This window comes from Streptomyces sp. NPDC029292 (genome assembly GCF_055569295.1).
The window spans coordinates 72,406-97,364 of sequence record NZ_JBVHXR010000021.1; the positions used below are offsets into that span (position 1 = coordinate 72,406).

Below are 24,959 nucleotides of genomic sequence, written 5' to 3' on the forward strand. Positions count from 1 at the left end.
TCCGGTGTCGATCCGGCCGTCTCCCGTTCGTGTAGGGAGTGAGAAGCGGTACGAGACCGAGGAGGACACGTCATGAAGCACTACCTGTTGAGCGTGATGCAGCCGGTGGGCGAGCCGCCCGCGCCCGAGGTCCTGAAGGAGATCATGCACAACCTCGACGTCTTCAACGCGGAGCTGCGCGAGGCCGGTGCCTGGGTGTTCGCCGGGGGACTGCACGGGCCGGAGACGGCCACCGTGCTGCGAGCCGAGGACGGCGACGTACTGATCACCGACGGTCCGTACACCGAGAGCAAGGAGTACCTGGGCGGGATCTGCCTGATCAAGGCGCCCGACCTCGACGCGGCGCTCGCATGGGGCCGCAAGGCGACGCTGGCGACCACGCTCCCCATCGAGGTGCGGCCCTTCATGGGCGAAGCCGAGGACTGATGACCCCGAACGCCGACATCGAGGCGGTCTTCCGCGCGGAGTACGGCCGCGCGGTGGCCGTCCTCGTCCGCTTCCTCGGTGACATCGACCTCACCGAGGAAGCGGTTCAGGACGCATTCGCCACGGCCGTACGGACATGGCCGGAGGCGGGCGTACCGCCGAGCCCGGCCGGGTGGATCATCACCACCGCCCGCAACCGGGCCATCGACCGGCTGCGCCGCGAGTCCTCGCGCGAGGCCCGGCACGCCGAGGCGGCCCAGCTGTACGCGCAGGACGAACCGGCCGAGGAGGGCCCCGTGCGCGATGACCGGCTCCGCCTGATCTTCACCTGCTGCCACCCGGCGCTTGCCACCCAGGCGCAGGTGGCCCTCACCCTGAGACTCCTCGGCGGTCTGACGACCCGACAGATCGCGCGCGCATTCCTCGTCCCCGAACCCACCATGGCCCAGCGCCTGGTCAGGGCCAAGGCCAAGATCCGCGACGCCCGCATCCCGTACCGCATCCCGCGCGACGCCGACCTCCCGGACCGGGTGAGAGGAGTGCTGGCGGTCGTCTATCTCATCTTCAACGAGGGGTACGGCGGCCGGGCGGACCTCTGCGCCGAGGCCCTCCGCCTCGGCCGTCTCCTGTCCGAGCTCATGCCGGACGAGCCCGAGGCCGTCGGCCTGCTCGCGCTGATGCTCCTCATCGAGGCCCGGCGGCCCGCCCGTACGACGCCCGACGGCGAGCTGGTCCTCCTCTCCGACCAGGACCGCTCCCTGTGGGACCGCGTCCTGATCGCCGAGGGCCAGTCCCTCGTACGCGCCTGCCTGCGCCGTAACCGGCCGGGCCCGTACCAGATCCAGGCCGCGATCAACGCCGTGCACAGCGACGCCCCGACCGCGGCCGCCACCGACTGGAGCCAGATCCTCCAGCTGTACGACCAGCTGGCCGCGCTCACCCCGAGTCCGGTGGTCGCCCTCAACCGGGCCGTCGCCGTGGCCGAGGTCGAGGGGCCTGAGCCGGCGCTGGCCCTCGTCGACGCGCTCGACCTGGACGGCTACCACGCCTTCCACGCCGTACGAGCGGACCTGCTGCGCCGACTCGGCCGTCACACCGAGGCCGTGCGGGCGTACGAAGCGGCCATCGCGCTCACCGAGAACGCGGCGGAGCGCGCGTACCTCGAACGCGGCCGGGCGGCGCTCGTACGAAGCTGAGCCGGCGCGCTCACACGCTGAGCGCCTCCCGCACCGACCGCTCCGCCTCCTGTCCGCCCTCCCCGGAGGACGTGACCCGCCCGGCCTCCAGGACGTAGTAGCGCTGCGCCGCCCGCATCGCGAAGCCGACGTGCTGCTCGACCAGGAGCACACAGAGCCCGCCGCGGGCGGCGAGCGCGAGGATCGTCTCCTCGATCTCGGCCACCACCGAGGGCTGGATGCCCTCGGTGGGCTCGTCGAGGAGCAGGATCCGAGGATCCGTCACCAGGGCTCGGGCGATGGCGAGTTGCTGTCGCTGGCCGCCGGAGAGCAGGCCCGCGCGTCGGCCCGACAGGGCCCGCAGCGCCGGGAACAGGTCCAGCGCCTCGGCGATCGCCTCCTTGCCGCGCCGCCGCCCGTCCGCGACCAGCTGGAGGTTCTCCGCGGTCGTGAGGTGCGGGAAGGCCTGCTGGCCCTGCGGGACGTACGCCATGCCGCGTGCCACCCGCTCGTGCGGCTTGCGGCGGGTGATGTCCTCGCCGTCCAGGCGGACGCTGCCGCTCTGCGGTGTGAGCAGTCCGACGGCCGCGCGCAGCAGGGTGCTCTTGCCCGCGCCGTTGTGTCCGAGCACGGCGGCGACGCCGTCGCGCGGGACCTCGACGGAGACTCCGTGCAGGACGGAGCTGCGGTGGTAGCCGACGTGGACGTTGTCGATTTCGAGCATCATGTCCGCTCACGCCTCCTGTACGGCCACGCCCGCGGCGGCCTCGTCGGCAGCGGGTTTGTTGGCGGATGGTTCGTGGGCGGAGGGTTCGGCCACCGACGTCTCGGCCGCGTGCCCGAGATACACCTCCTGCACTTTCGGATCCGCCTGCACCTCGGCCACCGTCCCCTCGCTCAGCACCTTGCCCGCGTGCAGCACGCTCACGCTGCGCGCGAAGGAGCGCATGAAGTCCATGTCGTGCTCGATGACGACCACGGTCCGCTCCTGGCTGATGAGCTCCAACAGCTCGCCGGTGGCCTGCCGTTCGTCGTGGCTCATGCCCGCGACCGGCTCGTCGAGCAGCAGCAGCCGTACGTCCTGCACGAGCAGCATGCCGATCTCCAGCCACTGCTTCTGGCCGTGCGCGAGCGTCCCGGCCGGGCTGTCGGCGAGGTCCGTCAGACCCACCGTGTCCAGAGCGCGCGCGACGGACTCGGGCACGCCCTTGCGGCGGCGCAGCATCGTGAGCGCGCCCCGGCCCGCGCCCGCCGCGATGTCCAGGTTCTGAAGGACCGTCAACTCCTCGAAGACGGTGGATGTTTGGAAGGTCCGGCCGATCCCCGAGCGGGCGATCCTGTGCACGCTGCGGCCGAGGATGTCCGTGCCCCCGAAGCGCACCGATCCCTCCGCCTTGACCAGGCCGGTGACCGCGTCGACGAGCGTCGTCTTGCCCGCCCCGTTCGGCCCGATGAGAAAGCGCAGATCGCCCGGCCGTACGTCGAGGTCCACTCCGTCGACGGCCGTGAAACCGTCGAAGGACACCCGCAGTCGCCGTATCTCGAGACCCGAGAGGTCACTACCCGAAAGCTCCGTCATGCCGTCTCTCCAGCGAGCGCTTGGTTCGACCTGCGCCGTCGCACGATCCCCACCAGGGAAGCGAGGCCGCCGGGCAGGAACGCCAGGGCCACGATGAACAGCAGCCCCTGGAAGTACGTCCAGGCCGCGGGGAACTCCTCCGACAGCGCCGTCTTGGCCCAGGCGACGCCGATCGCGCCGAGCACCGCGCCCACCAGGCTCGCGCGGCCGCCGACCGCGGCGCCGATGACGAGTTCGATGGACGGCACGATGCCGATCAACGCGGGGGAGATGATGCCGACCGCGGGCACGAACAGGGCGCCCGCGAGCCCGGCCATGCCCGCCGCGACGACGTACGCGACGAGTTTGACGTTCGCCGGGTTGTATCCGAGGAAGCGCACGCGCTCCTCCGAGTCCCGCACGGCGACGAGGAGTTCGCCGTACCGGCTGTGGATGAGCTGGCGGGCGAGGGCGATCAGGAGCAGCAGGACCGCGGCGATGATGAAGTACACCATCCGCTGGTTGACGGGGTCGTTGAGGTCGTATCCGAAGAAGCCCTGGATGTCGGTGAGCCCGTTGGTGCCGCCGGTCGTGGCCTGCTGCCCGACCAGCCAGATCGCGAAGGCCGCGGCGAGCGCCTGGCTGAGGATCGCGAAGTACGCGCCCTTGACCCGGCGCCGGAAGATGAACGACCCGAGGATCGCCGCGACGGCCATCGGCAGCAGCACGGTCGCCGCGAGCGCGAAGACCGGGTTCGCGAAGGGCCGCCACCACCAGGGGAGTTCGGTGGCGGTGCCGTACAGCTGCATGAAGTCCGGGAGGTTGCCGGGCCCGGCGTCCGCGATCTTCAGATGCATGGCCATGGCATAGCCGCCGAGCCCGAAGAACACCCCCTGCCCGAGGGTCAGCAGCCCGCCCCGCCCCCAGGCCAGACAGATGCCGACCGCGACGATGGCGGTGCACAGGTATTTGGCGAGCAGCCCGAGCCGGAAGTCGGACAGCGCGAGTGGGGCCACGGCGAACAGCACGAGCGCGCCCGCCGCGAAACCGGCTACCGGGCGCGCCGAGCTGAACCGACCCTTCAGGGCGGTGAGTTGCTTCGCCGCGACAGGAGTGGTGGTGGTCATACGAGACTCCTCGTACGCAGCGTGTACAGCCCCTGGGGCCGCCACTGGAGGAACGCGACGATGGCCACGAGGACCAGCACCTTCGCGACGCTGACGGTGGTGGAGTACTCCAGGACGGACTGCAGCACGCCCAGCACGAAGGCGACGATCACGCTGCCCTTGAGCTGCCCGATGCCGCCGACCACGATCACCAGGAAGGCGTCGATGATGACGTTGGTGCCCATCGTGGGCCCGATCGGACCGACCAGCGTCAGCGCGACCCCGGCGACTCCGGCCAGACCGGACCCGATGAAGAACGCGGTGCGGTCGACGCGGCTGGTGGAGATGCCGGACACCTCGGCCAGGTCCCGGTTCTGCACGACGGCGCGGATACGTCGCCCGAGCGGCGTCAGCCGCAGCGTGAGCGACAGCGCGAGGACCGCCGCGATCGCCAGCCCCAGGATGAACAGGCGGCTGTTGGCGAAGGTGAGCGGGTCGTCGCCGCCGATGACCGTGATGTTCCCGGTGAGTACGTCAGGCGCGCGGGTCTGCACATTCGGCGCGCCGAAGATGTCACGGGCGAGTTGCTGAAGCATCAGCGAAACGCCCCATGTGACAAGAAGTGTGTCGAGGGGACGGAGGTAAAGGCGGCGAATGAGCAGCCGTTCCAGCAGTGCGCCCAGTGCCCCCGACACAAGAAATGCGACGGGCAGCGCGACGAGGAGCGAAATCCCTGCGCTGGAAATGGATTTCTGAAGGACATACGTGGTGTAGGCGCCGGCCATGATGAACTCGCCGTGGGCCATGTTGATGACATTCATCTGGCCGAAGGTGAGCGAGAGGCCGAGCGCGATGAGCAGCAGGACGGCACCGATGCTGACACCGGTGAACATCTGCCCGAGGATCACGGTCATACGGCGGCTCCGGGGAGGCGGGACGCGGGGGCCTTCGCGCGAAGCCCCCCGCGTGACGGGTGATCAGGAGAGGCCGGAGGCCCAGTCGTAACCCTTCAGGTACGGGTCCGGCTTGATCGGCTTGCCGGAGTCCCAGACCTGCTTGATCAGACCGTCGGTGCCGATCTTGCCGATGCGGGCGGTCTTGTAGATGTGCTGGCTCGCGCCGTCGACGGTGACCTTGCCTTCGGGGGCGTCGAAGGTGATGCCGTCCGAGGCCGCCTTGACCTTCTCGGGGTCGAAGGACTTCGCCTTCTCGACCATCGCCTTCCACAGGTAGACCGAGGTGTACGCGGCCTCCATCGGGTCACTGGTCGGCTTGTCCTGGCCGTACTTGGCCTTGTACGCCTTCACGAACTTGGTGTTCGCGGCGCCCGGGGTGGTCTGGTAGTAGTTCCAGGCCGTCAACTGGCCCGCCAGGTACTGCGCTCCGATCGACTTGACCTCTTCCTCGGCGATCGACACCGAGACCACCGGCATGCTCTTGGCGGTCAGGCCCGCGGACTTGTACTCCTTGAAGAAGGCCACGTTCGAGTCGCCGTTGAGGGTGTTGAAGACCGCGTCCGCCTTCGAGGCCTTCACCTTGTTGGCGATCGTGCTGAACTCCGTGGAGCCCAGCGGCGCGTAGTCCTCGCCGAGCACCTTCATGCCGTTGGCCTTCGCGTACGCCTTGATCTCCTTGTTGGCGGTGCGCGGGAAGACGTAGTCGCTGCCGACCAGGTAGATCGTCTTCTTGCCCTGGCTCTTGAGGTAGTCGAGCGCCGGGACGATCTGCTGATTGGTGGTCGCGCCCGTGTAGAAGATGTACGGCGACTCCTCAAGTCCCTCGTACTGCACGGGGTAGAAGAGCAGCGACTTGTTCTTCTCGAAGACCGGCTTGACGGCCTTGCGGCTCGCGGAGGTCCAGCAGCCGAAGGTGGCCGCGACCCGGTCCTCCTTGATGAGCTTGCTCGCCTTCTCGGCGAACGTCGGCCAGTCGGAGGCACCGTCCTCGCTGATCGGCTTGATCTGCTTGCCGAGCACTCCGCCCGAAGCGTTGATCTCGTCGATCGCCAGCTTCAGCGAGTCGCGTACGGTCACCTCGCTGATCGCCATCGTGCCGGACAGCGAGTTGAGCAGTCCGACCTTGACGGTGTCGCCGCTCACGTCCGCCTTCACGGCCTTGTCGGACGTACCGCCCGCGTCGGTCTTGGCGCCGCACGCGGAGAGCGCGACAAAGGCCGCGAGCACGGCGGCACCGGCCACCACACGGCGTCGGAGAATACTGGAACCGCTGGACAAAAGAACTACCCCCTCGGGCTGTGGAGGAGACAACCTCCTGAAGTGCGGTCCACAGCCTCAAGTCACCCTGTTTCCAGGGTGTTTCGCAAAACTTTCCCGGCGGTATCTTCCCGCTCTCATGAAGCCTTCATGGGGCATTCGAGGGGGATTCACGGGGCAACAAAAAATGCCCGGGGCGGAATTTGGCATCTCAATTCACAATTCGCCCGAGGCATTCTAGTTACTTCCTGTGGGAAGTATCTTGGCGCAGGCGCGGCCATGTCAAGGGTGGGATCCGTGAAGATCGAGCTCGGCGACCACGTCGAAGTCGACGCCGTCCGCCCGGGCCAGGTAGATGCGTTGGCGGACATGGCTGCCGCGCAGATGGAGCAGCCCGCGCGGGCCCTCGTACGACACCGTCTCGGCCGCCGCCCCGATCGCCGACACATCGAGGGTCCTGGCCCGGCCGATGAGGGCGGCCAGCAACAGCACGCCCTCGTAACAGGATTCGCCGAGGCTGCCCAGAGCCGGTGCCTCGACGCCGAACCGTCCGGCGTACTGGCCGTGGAAGTCGAGGGTGTCCTGGTTCGCGAGCGAGGCGAAGAACCCGGCCGTGCTGTAGAGGTCCACGGTGGCCGTCGGACCGCTGGCCATCAGCATGTTCTCGTCCATCAGCGTGCTCAGCCGCAGACAGCGCGCGTCGAGACCGGCGGCCGCGAACGCCCGGTTGAAGCGGACCGCGTCGCTGCCGACGAGCAGCATGAGTACGGCATCGGCGTCCGACCGCTCGATCCGGCGCAGCACCGCGTCGAAGTCGTGTGTGCCCAGGGGCAGATAGACCTCCCCTTGGACGCTCCCGCCGGACTCGCGGGCGTAGGCGTGCGCGGCACGGGCCGTGCGGCGGGGCCACACATAGTCGTTGCCCACGACGAACCAGCGGCGCACCCCGCGTTCGTGGGCCAACAGGCCCATAGCGGGCCGCAGTTGATCACGTGGTGTCTCGCTGGTGAGGAACACGCCCGCGGTGTGCTCCCCGCCCTCGTACAGCGCGGTGTAGACGTACGGCACCCGATGCGCGATCCTCGGCGCCAGCGCCTGCCGCACCGAGGAGATGTGCCAGCCCGTGACGCCCTGCACGACTCCCAGGTCCACCAACGCCTCGACGTGGTCGGCCACTTGGCGCGGCCCGGTGCCGCCGTCGACGGGCAGCAGCCGCAGCTCCTTGCCGAGCACGCCGCCGGCGCGGTTGACCTCCTCCGCGGCCAGTTGCGCGCACAGTTCACAGGTGGGCCCGAAGATCCCCGCCGACCCCTGCATGGGGAAGACGAGCGCCACACCGAGCACGGAGTCGTCTGCCGTGAACCAGTCGGGCGGAGGCGGATCGTGCCGGAACATGGCGTCATGATTTCGGGTCCGCCCGGTGAACTCCAATCCGTCTCATACCATGTACGTCCCCCTGGATCGAGGAGCAGGATGCCCACCCCATCTCCGCGTCAGCCCCAGGATCTGATGCACCTGTTGACGCGGGCCGAGCGGCTGGCCGCGCGCCGGCTGCAGAGCGTCCTCGACGAGGACGGCTGCTCGCCCGACGCCTGGCGGGTGCTCGCCCTGCTCTCCGACGGTCAGGGGCATCACATGACGGCGGTCGCCGAAGCGGCCTTTCTGCCGCCCGCGACCCTGACGAAACTGGTCGACCACCTCGTCGACCAGAACCTCGTCCATCGCCGTGTCGATCCGCTCGACCGGCGCCGCATCCTGGCGTATCTCACCCCGCGTGGTCAGGCGTACTGGCGGCGCCTCGACCGTGAGGTGCGCGCGCAGTGGCCGGTGCTGAGCGACGGCGACGACGAGCTGCTGCGGGCCCTGCTGGAACGCCTCGTGGACACGCTCGACGGAGCGGACGCGCCGTCCACTCTGTGAAGCATCACCCTTACGGAGAGTAGTTTTACGTGAAACGGAATGCATGCGGGCGACTGAAAGGTTGGTATATACATCGAGCGATTGATCATTTCGCGCGGGCCCACCCGTCCGCGCCGGACCAGCGAGGCACCGTGAACCACCCCACCCCCGAGCAGCCCGCCGACGTCGTCTCTCGGCTGCGCGCCACCTTCCGCTCCGGCCGCACCAAGCCCGTCGCATGGCGTACGAACCAGCTGCGCCGACTGCGCGAGATGCTCACCTCACACGGCGAGGACCTCGCCGCCGCCCTCCACGCGGACCTCGGCAAGAGCTCCACCGAAGCCTTCCGCACCGAGATCAATTTCGCCGTGCGCGAGATCGACCACACCCTGGACCATCTCGACACCTGGCTGCGCCCCGAGTCCGCCCGGGTTCCGGCACACCTCGGCGACGACGCGACGGCCTGGACGCAGTACGACCCGCTGGGCGTCGTCCTGGTCATCGCCCCCTGGAACTATCCCCTTCAGCTCCTGCTCACCCCGATGCTCGGCGCGCTCGCCGCGGGCAATGCGGTGGTCGCCAAGCCCAGCGAGCTGGCCCCCGCCACCTCCGCCGTGCTGGCCCGGCTGCTGCCGGAGTACCTCGACACCGACGCGGTCGCCGTCGTCGAGGGCGGTATCCCGGAGACCACGGCCCTGCTGGCCGAGCGCTTCGACCACATCTTCTACACCGGCAACGGCGCGGTCGGCCGCATCGTCATGCGGGCCGCCGCCGAGCACCTCACCCCCGTCGCCCTCGAACTGGGCGGCAAGTCCCCGGCGTTCGTCGACCGCGACGCCGATCTGGCCGTCGTCGCCGACCGGCTCGCCCGCGGCAAGTTCCTCAACGCCGGGCAGACCTGTGTCGCACCCGACTATGTCCTCACCGACCCCGAGACCGCCCGCGCCCTGGAGCCCGAGCTGGCCCGGGCCGTCGAGGCGCTCTTCGGCGCCGAGCCGCGGACGTCCACCGAGTACGGGCGGATCGTCAACGAGCGGCACTTCGACCGGCTCAGCTCCCTGCTCGACTCCGGCCGTACCGTCACCGGCGGCGACAGCGAGCGCGCGACCAAGTACATCGCGCCGACCGTCCTCGGCGACGTCGACCCCAAGTCGCCCGTCATGCGCGAGGAGATCTTCGGTCCGATCCTCCCGATCGTCACGGTCTCCGACCTCGACGAGGCCATCGACTTCATCAACGACCGCGACAAGCCGCTGGCCCTGTACGTCTTCACCGAGTCGGACATCACCCGGGAGCGGATCGCCGCCGAGACCTCGTCCGGGGGCCTGGGCTTCGGGCTCCCGCTGGCCCATCTGACCGTCTCCGACCTGCCGTTCGGCGGGGTCGGCGAGAGCGGCATGGGCAGCTACCACGGCCGCTACTCCATCGAGACGTTCAGCCACCGTAAGGCGGTGCTGGAGAAGCCGCTCGGCTGAGTCCGCACGCGGGGTGGCCCGGACCGGTTCACGTCCGTTCCGGGCACCTCCGACTTCACGGCGCCTTGCCTGCAAATGACTGTGCTCGGTGAACCGTCGGTGCGCGGTCGGCCCGGACGGGCCGAAGACCGGCGGCAGGTGCCGCCACGTCCAGCCTGTAGTGGCCACGAACACGATCGCGGCGAGCGCCTGCCGGTCGTCATACCGCCGCCGGCCCTGCCCTGCGCACGCACTGGGGCAGCGGGAACCACCCGCTGAAGAAACTCCCACAACCCATCCGGCACCAGCTGCTCCACAAAGGCCATCGCAGCAACCAGCCCAGTGACCAGCCCAGTTGACGCGATCTCCCAGCGCGATGGTCCCGCTGCCGACATCCGAACGATCTCCGAGTCCAGCTACGAGGTCACCGCCGGGCGCCCGGCACTTCTTTGCCAACGTTGTCAGATCTGACTGGTCTACACCCTTGACTGGTACATACCAAAGCGGTTGAGTGTGCCTCCACACCCCCCACCGCGGCCGCCCCCGACGCCGTGACCGGCCCTCCCGGCGCGTGCGCACAAGGCTCAGCCTCGCTCTGCCTTGTACCGGGTGCGGCCGTGCTCCGAGAAGGAGTTGACCCTGTGTCGAGGCGCCGCATCTCCGCCGTCCTGGCCGCACTCGTCGTCGGAACCGCCGCACCAGTACTCCTACCGCCCACGGGCGCTTCCGCCGCGGCCTGTTCGAGCTACCCGAGCTGGGTGGCCGGCAGGTCCTACGTCACCGGGGACGTCGTCCGCTACACCGACGGCCAGGCCTACATCGCCGAGCACGACAACCCGGGCTACGACCCCACCATCAGCACCTGGTACTGGGAGCCGTACGCCTGCGACGGCGGCTCCACGACGCCCTCCGACGGCTTCGTCGTGAGCGAGGCGCAGTTCAACCAGATGTTCCCGAACCGGAATTCGTTCTACACCTACAGCGGGCTGCGGGCGGCGATGAGCGCCTATCCGGCCTTCGCCAATACGGGCAGCGACACGATCAAGAAGCAGGAGGCCGCGGCCTTCCTCGCCAACGTCAGCCATGAGACCGGCGGCCTGGTGTACGTGGTGGAGCAGAACACCGCCAACTACCCGACGTACTGCGACTGGAGCCAGCCCTACGGCTGCCCGGCCGGGCAGTCCGCGTACTACGGGCGTGGCCCGATCCAGCTCAGCTGGAACTTCAACTACAAGGCCGCGGGCGACGCGCTCGGCATCGACCTCCTCAACAACCCCTACCTGGTGCAGAACGACGCCTCCGTGGCCTGGAAGACCGGCCTGTGGTACTGGAACACGCAGACCGGCCCCGGCACGATGACCGGCCACAACGCCATGGTCAACAGCGCCGGATTCGGCCAGACGATCCGCAGCATCAACGGCTCCCTGGAGTGCGACGGCAAGAACCCGGCGCAGGTGCAGAGTCGTGTGGACGCCTACCAGAGGTTCGTGCAGATCCTCGGCACGACGGCGGGCGGCAACCTGTACTGCTGACGAATGGGAGGCCGGCGGCCCGCGAAAAGCCCAACTCGAACCATGTGCGAAACTGCCGCGATGACCTCAGAGAAGATCACCGCGGCAGCCGCGGGCACCTGGAAACTCGGAGATCTCCCCGTCAACCGCATCGGATTCGGCGCGATGCGGTTGACGGGCAGCGCGGCCTTCCACCTGGGCACGCCGAGCAACCGCGAACGCTCGATCGCCGTGCTGCGGCGCGCTGTTGAGCTGGGCGTGAACCACATCGACACCGCCGCCTTCTACTTCTCGTCGCTGCGCTCCGCGAACGAACTGATCAACAGCGCGCTCGCCCCGTACCCGGGCGACCTGGTCATCGTCACCAAGGTCGGGCCGTACCGCGACTACTCGGGGGAGTGGGGCACCTCGGCCCGGCCCGACCAGCTGCGCGGTCACGTCGAGGAGAACCTGCGCCAGCTCGGCCGCGACCACCTCGACGTGGTGAACCTGCGCCGCATGCGACAGGACTCCATCGCCGAACACTTCGGCGCGCTCGCCGAGCTGCGCGACGCGGGGCTGATCCGCCACCTCGGCATCTCCGACGTCGAGACCGGGCACCTCGCCGAGGCGCAGGCCATCGCACCGGTGGTGTGCGTGCAGAACCAGTACGGCCTGGACTCCCCGGACCCCGAGGCCGACGCGGTCCTGCGGGCCTGCGGCGAACAGGGCATCGCGTTCGTGCCGTTCTTCGCCATCGCGGGCAAGGGCGGCGCGCAGGGCCCGAGCGACAGCGACAGCGACGAGGTGGTGCTCCCCATCGCCCGTGCGCACGGCGTCACGCCCGCCCAGGTCCGGCTCGCGTGGACCCTCCAGCAGGGCCCGCACGTGCTCGCCATCCCTGGCACCGGCAACCCGGACCACCTCGCCGAGAACGTGGCCGCGGGCGCCCTCCGGCTCACGGACGACGAGATGGCCCGCCTCGACGCGCTCCACACGCCGGGAGAGTGAGGACGTTCGTGTACGTGTGGTCGGTGCCCCAACTGGTGGCCGTCCAGGGCGCGCACTGCTCCTTGACGACCTCGTCCCTCCAGACGCGGGACACGCGGGACCGGCACGGCTGGATCAACGACCATGCCGGACCGTGGCCGTCAGGACGGGAGCGCCGCCGGCCGGCGGCGGTCGGACGGGGAGGAACGGCGGTCCAGGCGTTCCTGCAGGCGCGCCCGGGCCGCATCGCAGCGGCCGGCGTGCGCCTGGGGAAGCCGCCCGCTGCGGGACAGCGCGTGCACCGTGCGGCCGGGGCGTGCGATCATCTCGGGGCCCGTGGCCGACGCGACGGCGAACGAGTTCCTCCGCCACCTGTCCCTCGCATCCTTCATCGTTCGGGTCGCGCTCGAGGACGTCGAGGTGGGCGGGGCGCACCGGTCTGAGTGACTCAGACGGGGCGGCGAGCCGAAGGCTCGCACAGCCTTGGCGTCGGGTGACTTGATCTTGGTTAGCCAAAGGCTGGGCTGGCCGGAGTGGTTCGCTGTGCCGGCCTTGTTGATGGGCGGCTCAGTTGGCAGTGGCGATGTCATGCACGGCGGGGCGCCGGGGGCGTGACAGGATGGCCTTATGTCCACCAACGTTTTCTTTGACATCACCATCAACGGCGATGCCGCGGGCCGCATCGTCTTCAAGCTGTACGACGACGTCGTCCCCAAGACAGCACAGAACTTCCGTGAGCTGGCCACCGGCCAGCACGGCTTCGGATACGCCGGTTCGGGCTTCCACCGGGTCATTCCGCAATTCATGCTCCAAGGTGGCGACTTCACCCGTGGTGACGGCACCGGCGGTAAGAGCATCTACGGCGAGAAGTTTGCGGACGAGAACTTCAAGCTCAAGCACGACCGGCCGTTCCTGCTGTCCATGGCGAACTCCGGCAGGAACACCAATGGCTCACAGTTCTTCATCACCACGGTGCTGACACCGTGGCTGGATGGCAAGCACGTCGTCTTCGGCGAGGTCGTCGAGAACGAGGACCTAGTCCAGAAGATCGAGAGCCTGGGCTCCCAAAGTGGTGCCCTCCGCGCGAAGGTTGAAATCGCGTCCTCGGGAGTCGTGGGCGAGTAACGTCCCTACCGCCGTGCTGACCCCCGCCGTGTGCCTGCGGCCGGTTTCCGTTTCTGGCCAGAGGGTGTCTGAAAAGGCCGTCAGCGGGGCAAGTTGGCTGGTAGCGGGGTCGTGACGCACTTTCGGGGGCTGGGGTGGGCGAGCTGCGCACCCGTTACTCGACGGATCTGTCCGATCGCGAGTGGGAGATCCTGCGACCGCTGGTTCCGGCGGTCAAGTCCGGTGGACGGCCGGCCAAACACACGCGCCGGGAGATCGTCAACGCACTCGCCTACTGGCTGTGGGCCGGTTGCGCCTGGAGACTGCTGCCACACGACCTGCCGCCCTGGCAGACGACCTACCACTACTGGTGGGCGGCGCGAAGGTCTGTGGGAAGGGGTGCTGGCCGTGCTGCGTGAACACGAACGCCTCCGGCTGGGCCGAGATGCCACCCCCAGCGCGGGTGTGGTCGACAGCCAGAGCGTGCGGGCCACCGAGCGTGGCGGCCTGCACGGCTAAAGCGCGTCCCCGTGCGTCTCCTGACGGCCCTGATGACCTGCGGCGGCTCTGCTCTCACTGCATGGATCACGACGGAGCTCAGCGCGAAGAGGACCGGCGCGCGGCTGCCGTAGGGCGGGCGGTCCGACGGGCTCAGCCCAACTGCTCGTGCAGGAAGGGCACCGTGCTCTGCCAGGCCTGCGCGGCCGACTCGGGGTCGTACACCGGGCGTCCGTCGTTGAAGAAGGCGTGCTGGGCGGGGTAGAGGCGGAGGTCCGGGGTGATGCCGGACTGCCGCTGGATCGCCTCGCTCAGCTGGTCCAGGCTCTCCTTCGGGATGCTCTTGTCGAGCTCGCCGTAGTGGCCCAGGATCTGCGCCTTGAGGCCGGAGAAGTCGGGCAGCTCGCCCTGGATCACGCCGTAGAACGGCACCGCCGCACTGACGCGCGGGTCGGCCGCGGCCAGGTAGAGGACGAAACCGCCGCCCATGCAGAAGCCAACCGCGCCCACCGTGTCGGAGGTGACCTCGGGCAGGCCGAGCAGGTGGTCGACCGCGCCGGAGAGCAGCTCGACGCCGCGCGACACCGGCAGGTCCTTCATCATCCGCAGGGCCTCGCCGCTGTCATGGGCGACATTGCCGCCGTACAGGTCGGGCGCGAGGGCCACGAAGCCCTCCGCCGCCAGCCGGTCCGCGACATTGGCGATGTGGTCGGTCAGGCCCCACCACTCCTGGATGACGATGACGCCGGGTCCCTGTCCGGACGGCGGCAGGGCCAGATAGCCGTGCGCGGTGCCTCCGGCGCTGGGAAAGGTCACGTTCTGATGGGCCGGGGCTCCGGTCGACTTGGGCAGCTCGGACATGGCACTCAACTCCTGTGGGGGGCAGCGTCAGGTGGGGCACGGCGGGGCCGGACCCGAGTCGATCTCCACGATGTCATGCGGGGGTGCGGTGCTCCCTCCCGGCCCGCACGACACGGCTGGCCGCCACCTTCTGCAGCAGGCTGTACGCGAGGACCGGCAGCAGGACATGCGGCCGGTCGGGCAGTGTCGTCGTGATGAGGACCGCGCTGGCGCTGCTGTTGTTCATCCCGCAGGCCAGCGTGACGGAGGCGCCGGCGGGCGCGTCCAGAGGGGCCGAGGACTCCGCTGGCGTTGACGTACGTCAGGAGCAGTGAGCCGAGCATCGCCGTGGGGACCGCCGCGTCGAGGAGGCGGGCCGGCAGACGGCGCGGCAGGACGAGACGGCACAGGATTCCGGCGCCGCAGGGGAGCAGCACCCCCGTGAGCGCGAAGCTGTGGCCCGCGGTCCGGGCCGCGTCCGTCAGCGTGCCCGCGTATCCGCCGCTCAGCAGGGGGCACAGCGCGGACATGGTGACCGGAATCGTGAGGGGACTGACGAGCGTGGAGGCCAGCACGAGGCCCACGGTCGTGGACTGGTCGCCGTCCCCCTTGCTGGTCCACACGGTGGCCCCGGCCGCCACGGGCATCGCGACGATCAGGATCATCGCCGCGATCAGTCCGCTGCCCCCGTCGCTGTCGGGGGACCGGTGCAGGGCGGACGCGACCGCCGGGATGATCAGGAGCGGGGCGACCAGATGGAGGACGAGTCCGGTCAGCAGCGCGGTGGGGCGGCTGAGTAACGTCCGCAGTTCGTGGATCGGCACCTGGAGGCCGGCGGTGAACAGGACGAGGGACAGCAGGAACGAGGGGGTCTTGAGGGGGACTTCGAAGACTCCGGCCGCGCCGATGGTGTGCGGATGGCGCAGCCACAGGCCCAGCGCGGGCATGGTCGCGGCCGCCAGATAGGACGCGCCGACGGCCCATCCGAGATGGCTACGGAGCAGAGTGAGGGGGGATTTCGCGGCGACTGCGGGATTCATGGCGGCGCTCTTCCGTCGTGGGACCTGGGCGGAGACGGGGCGCCGATATCGCGGAGTAGGCACCGGGAGCGAGCCGTGCGACGACGTATGTGCTGAGACTCAGCCAGCAGAGGCTGAACAGCCAGCCGCCCAGGACGTCGGAGAACCAGTGAACTCCCAAGTAGACACGGGACAGTCCGACCAGCACGGCCCAGCAGCCGATGACCAGGACGAGCGACTTTCTGCCGTGCGGGGCCCGCGCGAGCACCACGAGGACGAGCAGTCCGCCGGCGACGGCGGACGTGGTGGCGTGGCCCGAGGGGAAGGACCAGCCGGAGGCGTGCGTGGCCCAGCCCGCCGTCGCGGGGCGGGGTCGGGCGACCAGGGACATCACCCCGTACCGCACGGTCTGCGCGGCGGCCAGACAGCCGAGACAGCCGGCGACGGAGAGGATCCGCTGCCGAGTCGTACGACCGAGGACGAGGCCTGCCACGATGACCAGGACGTACGGAACGATGCCTGTGCCGGTGTAGGTCACTCCCCGTGCAGCGGCGAGCGCCACATCCGGGCGGTGTCCCGCCGACCAGGAGGAGAGGTCCTCGTCGCCGAACAGCGGTGCGCCGTCGCGGCCGGTGACGATCAGCGTCAGCAGCACGAACGCGACCATGCTCCCCACCGCCGTCGAACCGGCGAGGTCCGTGGTGTCCTCGCGCGACAGCGCTGTGCGCGGGGCTGCGGGCATCGGCGTGGGACCCCTTCCAGGCAGGCGTGCGGACGCGACAGGAGACCGCGCCCGCCATGATGACGATCTTGCAGATGGTCTACAGAACTGTAGACGATTAAAGAGCAGGGATCGTTCCCGTACCACCCGAAGAAATGCCGTACCCTACGTGTTACGTATAACTCCCGGAGAGGCCCTGATGAGACGCATCGCCCTGGTCACCCTCGTCGTCGACGACTACGACGAGGCGATCCGCTTCTACACCGAAGCCCTCGGATTCCGGCTCGCCGAGGACACCCCGCGCCCCGACGGCTCCCGCTGGGTCGTCGTCGAGCCGGGCACGGAGGGCCACGGCAGCGGACTGCTGCTGGCCCGGGCCAAGGACGAGGCGCAGCGCGGCAGGGTCGGCGACCAGACCGGCGGACGCGTGGGCTTCTTCCTGCACACCGACGACTTCGCCCGCGACCACGCGCGGATGCGCGCCGCGGGCGTGACCTTCCTGGAGGAGCCGCGCCACGAGCCGTACGGCTCGGTCGTCGTCTTCCAGGACCTGTACGGAAACCGCTGGGACCTGCTCCAGCCCGCCACCACCGCCTGAGTCACCCAAGAACCTGCCAAGAAGCTCCCGAGGAAAGACACGCATGACCACGCCCCGCATCGACACCATCCGCCGCCTCCCCAAGGCCGTCCTGCACGACCACCTCGACGGGGGCCTGCGCCCGGCCACCCTCGTGGAGCTCGCGGAGACGGTCGGCCACACCCTGCCCACCACCGACCCGCAGGCGCTGGCCGACTGGTACTACGAGGCCGCCAACTCCGGTGATCTGGTCCGCTACATAGCCACCTTCGAGCACACCCTCGCCGTGATGCAGACCCGCGAGGGCCTGCTGCGCACCGCCGAGGAGTACGTCCTCGACCTGGCCGAGGACGGCGTCGTCTACGGCGAGGTCCGGTACGCGCCCGAGCTGATGGTCAACGGCGGGCTGACGCTGCCGGAGGTCGTCGAGACCGTGCAGGAGGGCCTGGCGGCGGGCATGGCCAAGGCGGCGGCCGCGGGCACCCCGGTGCGCGTCGGCACGCTGCTGTGCGGGATGCGGATGTTCGACCGCACCCGCGAGATCGCGGACCTCGCGGTGGCGTTCCGGGACGGCGGCGTCGTCGGCTTCGACATCGCCGGGGCCGAGGACGGCTTCCCGCCCGCCGACCACCTGGCCGCCTTCGAGCACCTGCGCCTCGAGAGCGTCCCCTTCACCATCCACGCCGGTGAGGCCCACGGCCTGCCCAGCATCCACCAGGCCCTCCAGGTCTGCGGCGCCGAGCGCATCGGCCATGGCGTCCGCATCACGGACGACATCGTGGACGGCAAGCTCGGCCGCCTCGCGGGCTGGGTGCGCGACCGCCGTATCGCCCTGGAGATGTGCCCCACCTCCAACCTGCAGACGGGTGCCGCCACTTCCATCGCCGAGCACCCCATCACCACCCTGCGCGACCTCGGCTTCCGAGTCACCCTCAACACCGACAACCGTCTGGTGTCGGGCACGACGATGACCCGCGAGATGTCGCTGCTGGTCGAGGAGGCGGGCTGGACGGTCGAGGACCTGCGCACGGTCACGGTGAACGCGATCAAGAGCGCGTTCATCCCGTTCGACGAGCGCAACGCCCTCATCCGGGACGTCGTGCTGCCCGGCTACGAAGCCGCGCTCTGAAGGAGCCCGCGTACGTAGGCGGCCTGTCCGACGTGCTGAAGATCGTCGGACAGGACGCTGACCAGACGTACGCCCAGGCTGACCGGCGGGTCCCAGCGCTCGTCCACGACGCGCTCGAAGTCCTTGGCGGTCAGCCCGCGGACGAACTCCAGGGTCTGCTCGTGCACGGCGTCGTAGTACCCGACCAGCAGGTCACCCGACTCCACCTGGACCTTGGCCACCTTCTGGGGGCTGTGACCGTACCCCGTGTCCCGGCGGGGCAGGTCGAGCCCGAAGCGCTTCTCCCAGCCCTGAGCCAGCCAGACCTGGTCGAGTCCGGCGGCGTCGGCGACATGGTCGTCCTGGACGCGGGTGAGATGCCAGATCAGCCATGAGACGGAGTTGGTGCCTTCGGCGGGACTCGTGTTGAGGTCGTCCGGGGGCAGACCGTCGACGGCGGCGTGGACTTCTTCCTGGATGCGGCTGTACGCGTCGATGAGGATGTCCTTTGCATGCATGCGTCCACCATCGCGCATCACGGTCCCTCACGCGTCCGGAATCCAGCTCCCGTGGAAGCCCAGCGGCACGCGCCCCGGCAGATGGACCCGGGCCACCGGCTCGCCCGTGAAGTCCTGGGCGGCCACGATCACCAGGTCGGCCGCCCCGCGGTCGGGATTGTGCACGTACGCGATCGCGTAACCGTCGTCCTCGGACCTCGCCCCCTCCGAGGGGACGAAGACGGCTTCGCCCGCGGCGGCGTCCCTCGGCAGCCGGTGGACCTGCGTGGTCCCGCGGAACAGGTCGTGCTTGATCAGCGCGTTGCTGAAGGCCCGGTCGGGCGGATTGCCGTCAACCGTCAGGTACGCCAGCGTCATGTCGGCGGCTGCCGCCGTGTAGGCGTACCGGTGTCGCCGGGACACCAACGCCTCGCTGACCCGCGGGAATTCCTGCGGGCGGTCGTCGAGCGTCCTGGTACGGACGCGGTCGTGGGCCAGATCGACGGTCCAGCGTTCGAGCGAGGCGGTACCGGCTCCGTACGGCCCGTCCGAACCGCGGCCCGCGACAAAGAAGGGCGCCGGGTAGGTCGTCAGGTCGACGACAACCGACGAGCCCTCGTCGTACGCGTTCAGGGTGTGCGAGTAGTAGACCGGCTCCACCTCGAACCACCGCACGGGGCCTCCGGCCCGCGGCAGCAGGCCTACGCGCGAGGGGTGCTCGGTGTTCCAGACGTACGGCACCAGGTCGCCGCGCTCCGCGCCCGCCGGGTCGAAGGTGACCGGCAGGTCGAAGATGACCACGTACTTCTCGGTGAGCGCGAAGTCGTGCAGCATCGGCGCGTCCGCCACCGGGATCCGCGTGGTCCGTACGACCCGGCCCGAGGGGCCGATGACCAGGTGCCGCACGTGGTCCCAGGTCGGGTAGTAGGAGATCGCGTGCAGTTCACCGGCCGCCGCGTCGAACTTGGTGTGCGCGGCGAACGCGCCCTTGAGGGTGCCCCGGAAGTCGTACGTGCCCACCGTGTTGAGCTCGTGGTCGAGTTCGTACGGCAGCGGCCCGCTCTCCTGGAGCGCCAGAATCCGTCCCCGGTGGCCGATCACATGGGTGTTGCACGGGAAGTCGTCCGGCGGCACGGGGCCGGGGTAGGGCTCGCCGAGCTTCTCGGCCACGGAGGACGAGCGGATCCAGCGGTTGCGATACCACTCGGCACGCCCGTCCCGCAGCCGCACGCCGTGCACCATGCCGTCGCCGAGCATCCAGTGGTGTGCCCGGGGATCCTCAAGTCCCAGCACGTTGGGGCCGTTCCTGAGGAAGCGGCCGTTCAGTTCCCGGGGGATGCAGCCGGTGACCGGCAGGTCGAACGCCGTCAGTTCCTCGGCGACGGGCTTGAACGCCCCCTCCAGGAACGGATAGTGGCGCCCGCCTTGCGCCGTTGGCCGTGCCTTCGGCTGAGCCGCCGCCACCTGGCCTCCCATCCCGCCGACGAGTCCTCCCGCCGCCGCTGCCGCTCCGCGCAGCACCGTCCGTCGTGTGTGATCCGTCATCTCCGTGCTCCTGCCTCGCAGTTCGCGTGTTGACGTCCACGAGTCTGCGACGGCGAGCGGGCCTGGTCAGGAGTGCTGGGGCCCCTCCGGGGGTGGTGTCAGACCCCCTCTTCGGAGGTGTCGAGAAGAACCATCAGTGCTCGCGCCGCCGGACTGGTGGCGTCCGACGGCGGCAGCATCGCGACGGTCTCGTACGACGCCTCGGCAGCGCCCTTGAGGGGGAGTGCGGTGAGGTTTCCCGCCTCGCGCTTGAGGCCGAAGTGCCGTGGTACGACGGCGATGCCGAGGCCCTCGTGGACGAGCTCCAGGAGGCTGTGCACGTCGTTGACCTCAAGGGTCACGGTCCGCTGGACGCCCGCTGCGGCGAAGGCCGCGTCGGTGATGCGGCGCGGCCCCCAGTCGGGGTGGAAGTCGACGAAGGCCTCGCCGCCCAGCTCCTCGGGCGTGAGCACCGCGGCGGTCGCGAGATGGTGGCTCGGATGGCAGAGCACGGTCATCGGCTCGCTGGTCAGCGGGACCGAACGCAGCTGGTCGGTGTCCGCCCGGGTTCTGACGGCGAAGGCCAGGTCGAGGCGCCCCGCGGCGACCTCCTCGGCCAGCGCTCCGGATCCCGCCTGCCGCAGCCGGATCTCGACGTCGGGATGGCGCCGCCGGAACGCGGCGAGAAGCCTGGCCACATGGACTCCGGCGACGCACTGCTCGGTGCCGAGGGAGAGGGTGCCGCGCAGCAGCCCCTGCACCGCGGCCACCGCGTCGTGAGCCGAGCGGACCTGCGCCAGGATCCGCTCCGCCTCGCCGAGCAGGGCGCGACCGGCCTCGGTCAGCGTGACGCGACGGGTGGTGCGGACGAACAGCGGGGCTTGAAGCTCCCGTTCCAGGGCGCGGATCGAGGACGACAGGCCCGACTGGGACACCATCAGCCGCTCCGCCGCCCGGGTGAAGTGCTGGTCCTCGGCGACCGCGATGAAGTGCTGAAGGTGGCGCAGTTCCATGATTGAGAAGCCTAGTCGCTGAATCCCATCCGATTCTCCCGTTGGACCTCTGCCCCGGGCGCGCGCGACAGTGGAGGCCTGTGTTTCCCGGCCTCTCAGGAGTACGCGTTGTACACCGCACACCCCGACCGCTACGTGGACATGCCCTACCGGCGCACCGGACGCAGCGGTCTGAAGCTCCCCGCGCTGTCGCTCGGCCTGTGGCACAACTTCGGCCCCGACCGGCCGGTGGAGACCCAGCGCGCGATCCTGCGCCGCGCCTTCGACCTCGGCGTCACCCACTTCGACCTGGCGAACAACTACGGTCCGCCGCCCGGCGCCGCGGAGTCGGCCCTCGGCGACGCCCTGAAGGCCGACTTCGCGCCCTACCGCGACGAGCTGGTCATCTCCACCAAGGCCGGATACCTGATGTGGCCGGGCCCGTACGGCGAATGGGGCTCGCGCAAGTACCTGCTGTCCTCGCTCGACCAGAGCCTGGCCCGGATGGGCCTGGACTACGTGGACATCTTCTACTCGCACCGCCCCGACCCGGAGACTCCCTTCGAGGAGACGATGGGCGCCCTGCACTCGGCGGTCCAGCAGGGCAAGGCGCTGTACGTCGGCATCTCCAACTACTCGCCGGAGGAGACCCGCGAAGCCGCCCGCATCCTGGGCGAGCTGGGCACCCCGCTGCTCATCCACCAGCCTCGCTACTCGATGCTCGACCGCCGCCCCGAGGACGGGCTGCTGGACACCCTGGACGAGCTCAAGGTCGGCTCCATCGCCTACTCCCCGCTGGAGCAGGGTCTGCTGACCAGCCGCTACCTCGACGGCATCCCGGAGGGCTCCCGCGCCGCCGGCGACAGCCCGTTCCTGAGCGCGGACACGGTCACCGACGATCTCGTACGACAGCTGCGCGCCCTCGACGAGATCGCCAAGTCCCGCGGTCAGTCCCTGGCGCAGCTGGCCCTCGCCTGGGTGCTGCGCGGCGGCCGGGTGACCTCCGCCCTGATCGGGGCGAGCAGCCCCCGGCAACTGGAGGACAGCGTGACAGCCACCCGCGCCCTGGACTTCGACCCGGAGGAGCTGGCCCGGATCGACGCGATCATCAAGCCGGCTGGTCGGTGAGGCGCCGGCTGATCTCCCAGAGGCGGGCGGCCGCCGCTGCGTCGACCGCGTACGGCAGTACGCCGGCTGGGGCGTCCCCGGCGCTCAGCCAGGCGGCCGCGTCCGCCTCCGGTACGAGCGGGCTGATGTCACTGTTCTCGCAGTAGACACCGCCCAACCCGGCGAGCTGCGGGCTGGTGGCGCACCAGACGCTGGTCGCCGCCCCCTGCGGGACAGTCTTCAGCTGCCGGGCGGCGTCCCGTAGGGGCTTGCCGCGTCCTCGGCGGTGGAGGCGGCGTCGAAACCGGAGTGGAGGGGTTGTTGGACGGTGGTCATGGCTCGGATCTCCTCACGTGGGCGCCTTCCAGGCCACCGTAGTGCCGGCCATCCGTACGATGAATGCTTGATAGTCCGCATTACTTGCGTGATAGTACGGATATGTCTGTCGATCCTCTCTCCGACACCCTCGGTCTCATGGACGCCCGGTGCGTCATCTCCGGTGGATTCGTCGCCGGCGGCGACTGGGCGCTGCGCTTTCCACGGCCGGACCTGCTCAAGATCACCGCGGTGGTGAAGGGGCACATGTGGGTGATCGTCGAGGACATGTCGGAGGCCGTCCGGCTGGGGTCGGGCGATGTGGCCGTGTTCGACGGCAGCCGGGCGTTCGTGGTCGCGAGCGATCCGGCGCTGGAGCCGACGGACGCGTCGAGGCTCTTCGCGGACACGCCCGGGCCGATGGTTCATTACGGCGGTGGCGAGGACGTCGTCTTCGTCGGCGGCCACATCGAACTGGGCCGGGCGGGCGAGGAGTTGCTGCTGCACGCCCTGCCACCGCTGATGCATGTCCGCGCGGCGGCGGAAGAGGCGCCCGTGCTGCGCTGGCTGCTCGACCAGCTCCTGCACGAACTCACGGCAGGACGGGCCGGTGCCGACTTCGCCTCGGACCAGCTCGCCCAGCTGATGTTCGTCCAGGTCCTGCGCGCCTACCTCGCGGACGCCGACGCGCTCCCGGCCGGCCGGCTGAGGGCCCTCGCCGACGAGCGCATCGCCCCGGCGCTGCGTCTCATGCACGCCGACCCCGGGCGTCCCTGGCAGCTGGAGGAGCTCGCCAGGGCGGCGGCGATGTCCCGGACCACCTTCGCCCAGCGCTTCCGGACCGTGGCCGGCGTACCGCCCCTGACCTACCTGCTCGACTGGCGCATGAGCCTGGCCCGGCGCGCGCTGCGGGACGGCGAGACATCGGTGTCGGCACTCGCGCAGAAGGTCGGCTACACCTCCGAGAGCGCGTTCAGCAACGCCTTCAAGCGGACCACCGGCATCGCCCCGAGGCGGTACCGGGACGCCGCGCGGTCGGTCGTCACCGGCTGAGGCGCTCCGCCAGGCGGACGGTCACCGTGTCCCCCTCCTCCTTCCTCCGCGTCCCGTGGTCCGCCCTGGTCAAGAGACCACCCGGAAGGCGAAAACTCATCGCGGCGGCCCGGTCGTCGGAGCGGCCTAGCCGGGAACGCGGTCGAGGAAGCCGTGCACGCTGCGGATCCGGTCCTCGCCGTCCAGGGTGATCACGTCGAATCCGGCGACGGGCGCCGAGCCGTCCGCCTGGTTGACCAGCTCCCAGCCGAAGCGGGCGATGTCGTGGTGCCCGTCGACCGCGCCCAGGAGCCGGAAGGCGAACCCCGGGAACTGCTCGTGCGCCGCGGCGATCACGGCGGCGATCTGCTCGTACCCGTGGACCTCGGCCAGCGGGTCGGTGTAGCTGCCGTCCACGGTCCAGGCGGCGGCGACCGCCTTCGCCAGTGCCTCCGGCTCACCCGCGTTCCAGGCCTCGAAGTAACGGGCGACAGCGGTCACGTAACGGTCGTTGTTCGCGGACATGGTCGATCAGCCTCCATCGAGTGGGGTACGTGCTGGTCAGAGACCGGATTTCCCAGATGCGGTGCCCCGCTGGGATCCGGTACCGCAACCATGCCCGTGGGCACTCGGTGGCGTCGATTACCTCCCGGGTAAGGGAGCCCCGCAGGGTTTCGGCCAACCCCGGCTGTGAATATGCCAAGAGACTGGCTGGAATGGCATGGTGACAGAGTGTCAGGAGTGACGATACTCGATTCTTAGGGCAATTCAGCCACGCCCGGACAGCACCATCGTGCACAGCAAACGAGCCGCAGGGAAAGCGAGGCCGGACCGGCACCGAGCGACGCCTATGGGGGAGCGATCGTGCACGACGAATTCCTTTGCCATGTCACCGCGTACGGAATATGCGGCGGTCAGCGCGTCGGCGTACCCCTGGGGACGTATCGCGCGCCGACTCTGGCGCTGGCTCTGTGGTGGATGCGGGACCGTGCCGCGTGGATGGCCGAGCGGCTCGATCCGCAGCCCGATGACCCGACCTTCCCGCCGAACTCGATCGCGCCGGTGGCGGACACCGTCCCGGACGTGCCGAGCGTGCTGCGGGCGTGGTGCGGAGACACCGTCCAACAGGAGCTGGTCGCCGAGGAGTTGGCCGCCGGAAAGCTCGTCCGTATCGCCACGAGCGACGACACCACCGAATACGAATTGCTCGCCGAATCCGTGGACGCGCTGCGGATGCAGCGGACCGCTGCCGTGCTCGGCATCTCCGCCGCCTGACCGCTCTCCGTATCGGCCCCTGGACCGCTCTCCGTATCG

The 24,959-nt window shown here is 69.7% G+C and carries 27 protein-coding genes and 1 pseudogene; 13 read left to right on the forward strand and 15 right to left on the reverse strand.

The window, feature by feature from the left end:
* Nucleotides 1–72: 72 nt before the first annotated feature.
* Together ACZ4WS_RS36610 and ACZ4WS_RS36615 are read left to right on the forward strand one after the other, a co-directional pair.
* Nucleotides 73–426, forward strand: coding sequence for a YciI family protein (locus tag ACZ4WS_RS36610; protein ID WP_467987203.1), 354 nt, complete (start codon nucleotides 73–75; stop codon nucleotides 424–426).
* Entirely contained in the window at nucleotides 426–1,622 is a 1,197-nt protein-coding gene (locus ACZ4WS_RS36615; RefSeq protein WP_467987205.1) for an RNA polymerase sigma factor, read from the forward strand. Before ACZ4WS_RS36610 ends, ACZ4WS_RS36615 begins: the two co-directional genes overlap by 1 nt.
* Nucleotides 1,623–1,632: 10 nt before the next feature.
* Here the strand turns inward: ACZ4WS_RS36615 and urtE are convergent, their stop codons facing one another.
* The 6 genes from urtE to ACZ4WS_RS36645 form a co-directional block, all read right to left on the reverse strand.
* The gene (urtE, locus tag ACZ4WS_RS36620) at nucleotides 1,633–2,325 is read right to left on the reverse strand and encodes an urea ABC transporter ATP-binding subunit UrtE (protein WP_467987367.1); all 693 of its coding nucleotides are present in this window, start codon (nucleotides 2,323–2,325) and stop codon (nucleotides 1,633–1,635) included.
* 9 nt (nucleotides 2,326–2,334) lie between these two features.
* Nucleotides 2,335–3,180 carry an urea ABC transporter ATP-binding protein UrtD gene (urtD, locus tag ACZ4WS_RS36625; RefSeq protein WP_467987206.1) on the reverse strand — a complete coding sequence of 282 codons (846 nt, stop codon included), beginning with the start codon at nucleotides 3,178–3,180 and terminating at the stop codon, nucleotides 2,335–2,337.
* Nucleotides 3,177–4,286: an urea ABC transporter permease subunit UrtC gene (gene urtC, locus ACZ4WS_RS36630; RefSeq protein ID WP_467987207.1), complete on the reverse strand. Its 1,110-nt coding sequence runs from the start codon at nucleotides 4,284–4,286 to the stop codon at nucleotides 3,177–3,179. Before urtC ends, urtD begins: the two co-directional genes overlap by 4 nt.
* Complete coding sequence (gene urtB / locus ACZ4WS_RS36635; protein ID WP_467987208.1) at nucleotides 4,283–5,179, reverse strand: urea ABC transporter permease subunit UrtB; 897 nt, start codon at nucleotides 5,177–5,179, stop codon at nucleotides 4,283–4,285. The genes urtC and urtB overlap by 4 nt, the downstream gene beginning before the upstream one ends.
* A gap of 63 nt (nucleotides 5,180–5,242) precedes the next feature.
* Nucleotides 5,243–6,463: an urea ABC transporter substrate-binding protein gene (gene urtA, locus ACZ4WS_RS36640; protein WP_467987210.1), complete on the reverse strand. Its 1,221-nt coding sequence runs from the start codon at nucleotides 6,461–6,463 to the stop codon at nucleotides 5,243–5,245.
* 297 nt (nucleotides 6,464–6,760) lie between these two features.
* Complete coding sequence (locus ACZ4WS_RS36645; protein ID WP_467987211.1) at nucleotides 6,761–7,873, reverse strand: substrate-binding domain-containing protein; 1,113 nt, start codon at nucleotides 7,871–7,873, stop codon at nucleotides 6,761–6,763.
* 78 nt (nucleotides 7,874–7,951) lie between these two features.
* Between ACZ4WS_RS36645 and ACZ4WS_RS36650 the strand changes: the two genes are divergently transcribed.
* Together ACZ4WS_RS36650 and ACZ4WS_RS36655 are read left to right on the forward strand one after the other, a co-directional pair.
* Entirely contained in the window at nucleotides 7,952–8,398 is a 447-nt protein-coding gene (locus tag ACZ4WS_RS36650; RefSeq protein WP_467987213.1) for a MarR family winged helix-turn-helix transcriptional regulator, read from the forward strand.
* An 80-nt stretch (nucleotides 8,399–8,478) separates the two neighbouring features.
* Complete coding sequence (locus ACZ4WS_RS36655) at nucleotides 8,479–9,852, forward strand: aldehyde dehydrogenase family protein (RefSeq protein ID WP_467987368.1); 1,374 nt, start codon at nucleotides 8,479–8,481, stop codon at nucleotides 9,850–9,852.
* Between the two features lie 78 nt (nucleotides 9,853–9,930).
* Here ACZ4WS_RS36655 and ACZ4WS_RS36660 read toward each other — a convergent pair.
* Nucleotides 9,931–10,157 (reverse strand): annotated as a pseudogene (locus tag ACZ4WS_RS36660) (transposase); the annotation flags it as partial.
* 315 nt (nucleotides 10,158–10,472) lie between these two features.
* Here ACZ4WS_RS36660 and ACZ4WS_RS36665 point away from each other — a divergent pair.
* The 4 genes from ACZ4WS_RS36665 (at nucleotide 10,473) to ACZ4WS_RS36680 (ending at nucleotide 13,834) form a co-directional block, all read left to right on the forward strand.
* The gene (locus ACZ4WS_RS36665) at nucleotides 10,473–11,363 is read left to right on the forward strand and encodes a glycoside hydrolase family 19 protein (RefSeq protein ID WP_467987214.1); all 891 of its coding nucleotides are present in this window, start codon (nucleotides 10,473–10,475) and stop codon (nucleotides 11,361–11,363) included.
* A gap of 60 nt (nucleotides 11,364–11,423) precedes the next feature.
* Nucleotides 11,424–12,332 (forward strand): oxidoreductase, encoded by a 909-nt coding sequence (locus ACZ4WS_RS36670; protein ID WP_467987215.1) that lies wholly within the window; start codon nucleotides 11,424–11,426, stop codon nucleotides 12,330–12,332.
* Nucleotides 12,333–12,938: 606 nt separating this feature from the next.
* A complete protein-coding gene (locus ACZ4WS_RS36675) occupies nucleotides 12,939–13,436 on the forward strand; it encodes a peptidylprolyl isomerase (RefSeq protein ID WP_467987217.1) in 498 nt (165 codons plus the stop codon).
* A 134-nt stretch (nucleotides 13,437–13,570) separates the two neighbouring features.
* Complete coding sequence (locus ACZ4WS_RS36680) at nucleotides 13,571–13,834, forward strand: transposase (protein WP_467987218.1); 264 nt, start codon at nucleotides 13,571–13,573, stop codon at nucleotides 13,832–13,834.
* Between the two features lie 232 nt (nucleotides 13,835–14,066).
* Here the strand turns inward: ACZ4WS_RS36680 and ACZ4WS_RS36685 are convergent, their stop codons facing one another.
* The 3 genes from ACZ4WS_RS36685 to ACZ4WS_RS36695 are packed head-to-tail and all read right to left on the reverse strand — an operon-like array spanning nucleotide 14,067 to nucleotide 16,514.
* Nucleotides 14,067–14,774, reverse strand: a complete 708-nt coding sequence (locus ACZ4WS_RS36685; RefSeq protein ID WP_467987219.1) for a dienelactone hydrolase family protein — start codon at nucleotides 14,772–14,774, stop codon at nucleotides 14,067–14,069.
* Nucleotides 14,775–14,779: 5 nt separating this feature from the next.
* Entirely contained in the window at nucleotides 14,780–15,793 is a 1,014-nt protein-coding gene (locus ACZ4WS_RS36690; RefSeq protein ID WP_467987221.1) for a bile acid:sodium symporter family protein, read from the reverse strand.
* Nucleotides 15,747–16,514, reverse strand: a complete 768-nt coding sequence (locus ACZ4WS_RS36695; protein ID WP_467987222.1) for a phosphatase PAP2 family protein — start codon at nucleotides 16,512–16,514, stop codon at nucleotides 15,747–15,749. Before ACZ4WS_RS36695 ends, ACZ4WS_RS36690 begins: the two co-directional genes overlap by 47 nt.
* Nucleotides 16,515–16,692: 178 nt before the next feature.
* Between ACZ4WS_RS36695 and ACZ4WS_RS36700 the strand changes: the two genes are divergently transcribed.
* Both ACZ4WS_RS36700 and ACZ4WS_RS36705 read left to right on the forward strand, forming a co-directional pair.
* Nucleotides 16,693–17,091, forward strand: coding sequence for a VOC family protein (locus tag ACZ4WS_RS36700; RefSeq protein WP_467987223.1), 399 nt, complete (start codon nucleotides 16,693–16,695; stop codon nucleotides 17,089–17,091).
* A 43-nt stretch (nucleotides 17,092–17,134) separates the two neighbouring features.
* Nucleotides 17,135–18,199: an adenosine deaminase gene (locus tag ACZ4WS_RS36705; protein WP_467987224.1), complete on the forward strand. Its 1,065-nt coding sequence runs from the start codon at nucleotides 17,135–17,137 to the stop codon at nucleotides 18,197–18,199.
* Here ACZ4WS_RS36705 and ACZ4WS_RS36710 read toward each other — a convergent pair.
* The 3 genes from ACZ4WS_RS36710 to ACZ4WS_RS36720 form a co-directional block, all read right to left on the reverse strand.
* Complete coding sequence (locus ACZ4WS_RS36710) at nucleotides 18,181–18,696, reverse strand: mycothiol transferase (RefSeq protein WP_467987226.1); 516 nt, start codon at nucleotides 18,694–18,696, stop codon at nucleotides 18,181–18,183. The genes ACZ4WS_RS36705 and ACZ4WS_RS36710 overlap by 19 nt on opposite strands.
* Before the next feature lie 27 nt (nucleotides 18,697–18,723).
* Nucleotides 18,724–20,220 (reverse strand): carotenoid oxygenase family protein, encoded by a 1,497-nt coding sequence (locus tag ACZ4WS_RS36715; RefSeq protein WP_467987227.1) that lies wholly within the window; start codon nucleotides 20,218–20,220, stop codon nucleotides 18,724–18,726.
* Between the two features lie 98 nt (nucleotides 20,221–20,318).
* Nucleotides 20,319–21,212, reverse strand: coding sequence for a LysR family transcriptional regulator (locus ACZ4WS_RS36720; RefSeq protein ID WP_467987228.1), 894 nt, complete (start codon nucleotides 21,210–21,212; stop codon nucleotides 20,319–20,321).
* A gap of 108 nt (nucleotides 21,213–21,320) precedes the next feature.
* Between ACZ4WS_RS36720 and mgrA the strand changes: the two genes are divergently transcribed.
* Complete coding sequence (mgrA, locus tag ACZ4WS_RS36725) at nucleotides 21,321–22,319, forward strand: L-glyceraldehyde 3-phosphate reductase (RefSeq protein WP_467987229.1); 999 nt, start codon at nucleotides 21,321–21,323, stop codon at nucleotides 22,317–22,319.
* On the opposite strand, the gene ACZ4WS_RS36730 is transcribed toward mgrA, so the two are convergent.
* Nucleotides 22,300–22,476 carry a hypothetical protein gene (locus ACZ4WS_RS36730; RefSeq protein ID WP_467987230.1) on the reverse strand — a complete coding sequence of 59 codons (177 nt, stop codon included), beginning with the start codon at nucleotides 22,474–22,476 and terminating at the stop codon, nucleotides 22,300–22,302. The two genes, mgrA and ACZ4WS_RS36730, sit on opposite strands and share 20 nt — an antisense overlap.
* Before the next feature lie 260 nt (nucleotides 22,477–22,736).
* Between ACZ4WS_RS36730 and ACZ4WS_RS36735 the strand changes: the two genes are divergently transcribed.
* Nucleotides 22,737–23,666, forward strand: a complete 930-nt coding sequence (locus ACZ4WS_RS36735; protein WP_467987231.1) for an AraC family transcriptional regulator — start codon at nucleotides 22,737–22,739, stop codon at nucleotides 23,664–23,666.
* A gap of 126 nt (nucleotides 23,667–23,792) precedes the next feature.
* Here ACZ4WS_RS36735 and ACZ4WS_RS36740 read toward each other — a convergent pair whose 3' ends face one another.
* The gene (locus ACZ4WS_RS36740; RefSeq protein ID WP_467987232.1) at nucleotides 23,793–24,170 is read right to left on the reverse strand and encodes a nuclear transport factor 2 family protein; all 378 of its coding nucleotides are present in this window, start codon (nucleotides 24,168–24,170) and stop codon (nucleotides 23,793–23,795) included.
* Nucleotides 24,171–24,509: 339 nt separating this feature from the next.
* Between ACZ4WS_RS36740 and ACZ4WS_RS36745 the strand changes: the two genes are divergently transcribed.
* Complete coding sequence (locus ACZ4WS_RS36745) at nucleotides 24,510–24,920, forward strand: hypothetical protein (protein WP_467987233.1); 411 nt, start codon at nucleotides 24,510–24,512, stop codon at nucleotides 24,918–24,920.
* Nucleotides 24,921–24,959: the final 39 nt, after the last annotated feature.

Coding starts and splice junctions, on each gene's coding strand:
- urtE (WP_467987367.1), bottom strand. CDS start 2,325: ATGCTCGAAATCGACAACGTCCACGTCGGCTACCACCGCAGCTCCGTC.
- ACZ4WS_RS36715 (WP_467987227.1), bottom strand. CDS start 20,220: ATGACGGATCACACACGACGGACGGTGCTGCGCGGAGCGGCAGCGGCG.
- ACZ4WS_RS36650 (WP_467987213.1), top strand. CDS start 7,952: ATGCCCACCCCATCTCCGCGTCAGCCCCAGGATCTGATGCACCTGTTG.
- ACZ4WS_RS36675 (WP_467987217.1), top strand. CDS start 12,939: ATGTCCACCAACGTTTTCTTTGACATCACCATCAACGGCGATGCCGCG.
- ACZ4WS_RS36670 (WP_467987215.1), top strand. CDS start 11,424: ATGACCTCAGAGAAGATCACCGCGGCAGCCGCGGGCACCTGGAAACTC.
- ACZ4WS_RS36735 (WP_467987231.1), top strand. CDS start 22,737: ATGTCTGTCGATCCTCTCTCCGACACCCTCGGTCTCATGGACGCCCGG.
- ACZ4WS_RS36695 (WP_467987222.1), bottom strand. CDS start 16,514: ATGCCCGCAGCCCCGCGCACAGCGCTGTCGCGCGAGGACACCACGGAC.
- ACZ4WS_RS36720 (WP_467987228.1), bottom strand. CDS start 21,212: ATGGAACTGCGCCACCTTCAGCACTTCATCGCGGTCGCCGAGGACCAG.
- urtD (WP_467987206.1), bottom strand. CDS start 3,180: ATGACGGAGCTTTCGGGTAGTGACCTCTCGGGTCTCGAGATACGGCGA.
- urtC (WP_467987207.1), bottom strand. CDS start 4,286: ATGACCACCACCACTCCTGTCGCGGCGAAGCAACTCACCGCCCTGAAG.
- ACZ4WS_RS36690 (WP_467987221.1), bottom strand. CDS start 15,793: ATGAATCCCGCAGTCGCCGCGAAATCCCCCCTCACTCTGCTCCGTAGC.
- ACZ4WS_RS36685 (WP_467987219.1), bottom strand. CDS start 14,774: ATGTCCGAGCTGCCCAAGTCGACCGGAGCCCCGGCCCATCAGAACGTG.
- ACZ4WS_RS36700 (WP_467987223.1), top strand. CDS start 16,693: ATGAGACGCATCGCCCTGGTCACCCTCGTCGTCGACGACTACGACGAG.
- ACZ4WS_RS36645 (WP_467987211.1), bottom strand. CDS start 7,873: ATGTTCCGGCACGATCCGCCTCCGCCCGACTGGTTCACGGCAGACGAC.
- urtB (WP_467987208.1), bottom strand. CDS start 5,179: ATGACCGTGATCCTCGGGCAGATGTTCACCGGTGTCAGCATCGGTGCC.
- ACZ4WS_RS36710 (WP_467987226.1), bottom strand. CDS start 18,696: ATGCATGCAAAGGACATCCTCATCGACGCGTACAGCCGCATCCAGGAA.
- ACZ4WS_RS36740 (WP_467987232.1), bottom strand. CDS start 24,170: ATGTCCGCGAACAACGACCGTTACGTGACCGCTGTCGCCCGTTACTTC.
- ACZ4WS_RS36610 (WP_467987203.1), top strand. CDS start 73: ATGAAGCACTACCTGTTGAGCGTGATGCAGCCGGTGGGCGAGCCGCCC.
- ACZ4WS_RS36705 (WP_467987224.1), top strand. CDS start 17,135: ATGACCACGCCCCGCATCGACACCATCCGCCGCCTCCCCAAGGCCGTC.
- ACZ4WS_RS36615 (WP_467987205.1), top strand. CDS start 426: ATGACCCCGAACGCCGACATCGAGGCGGTCTTCCGCGCGGAGTACGGC.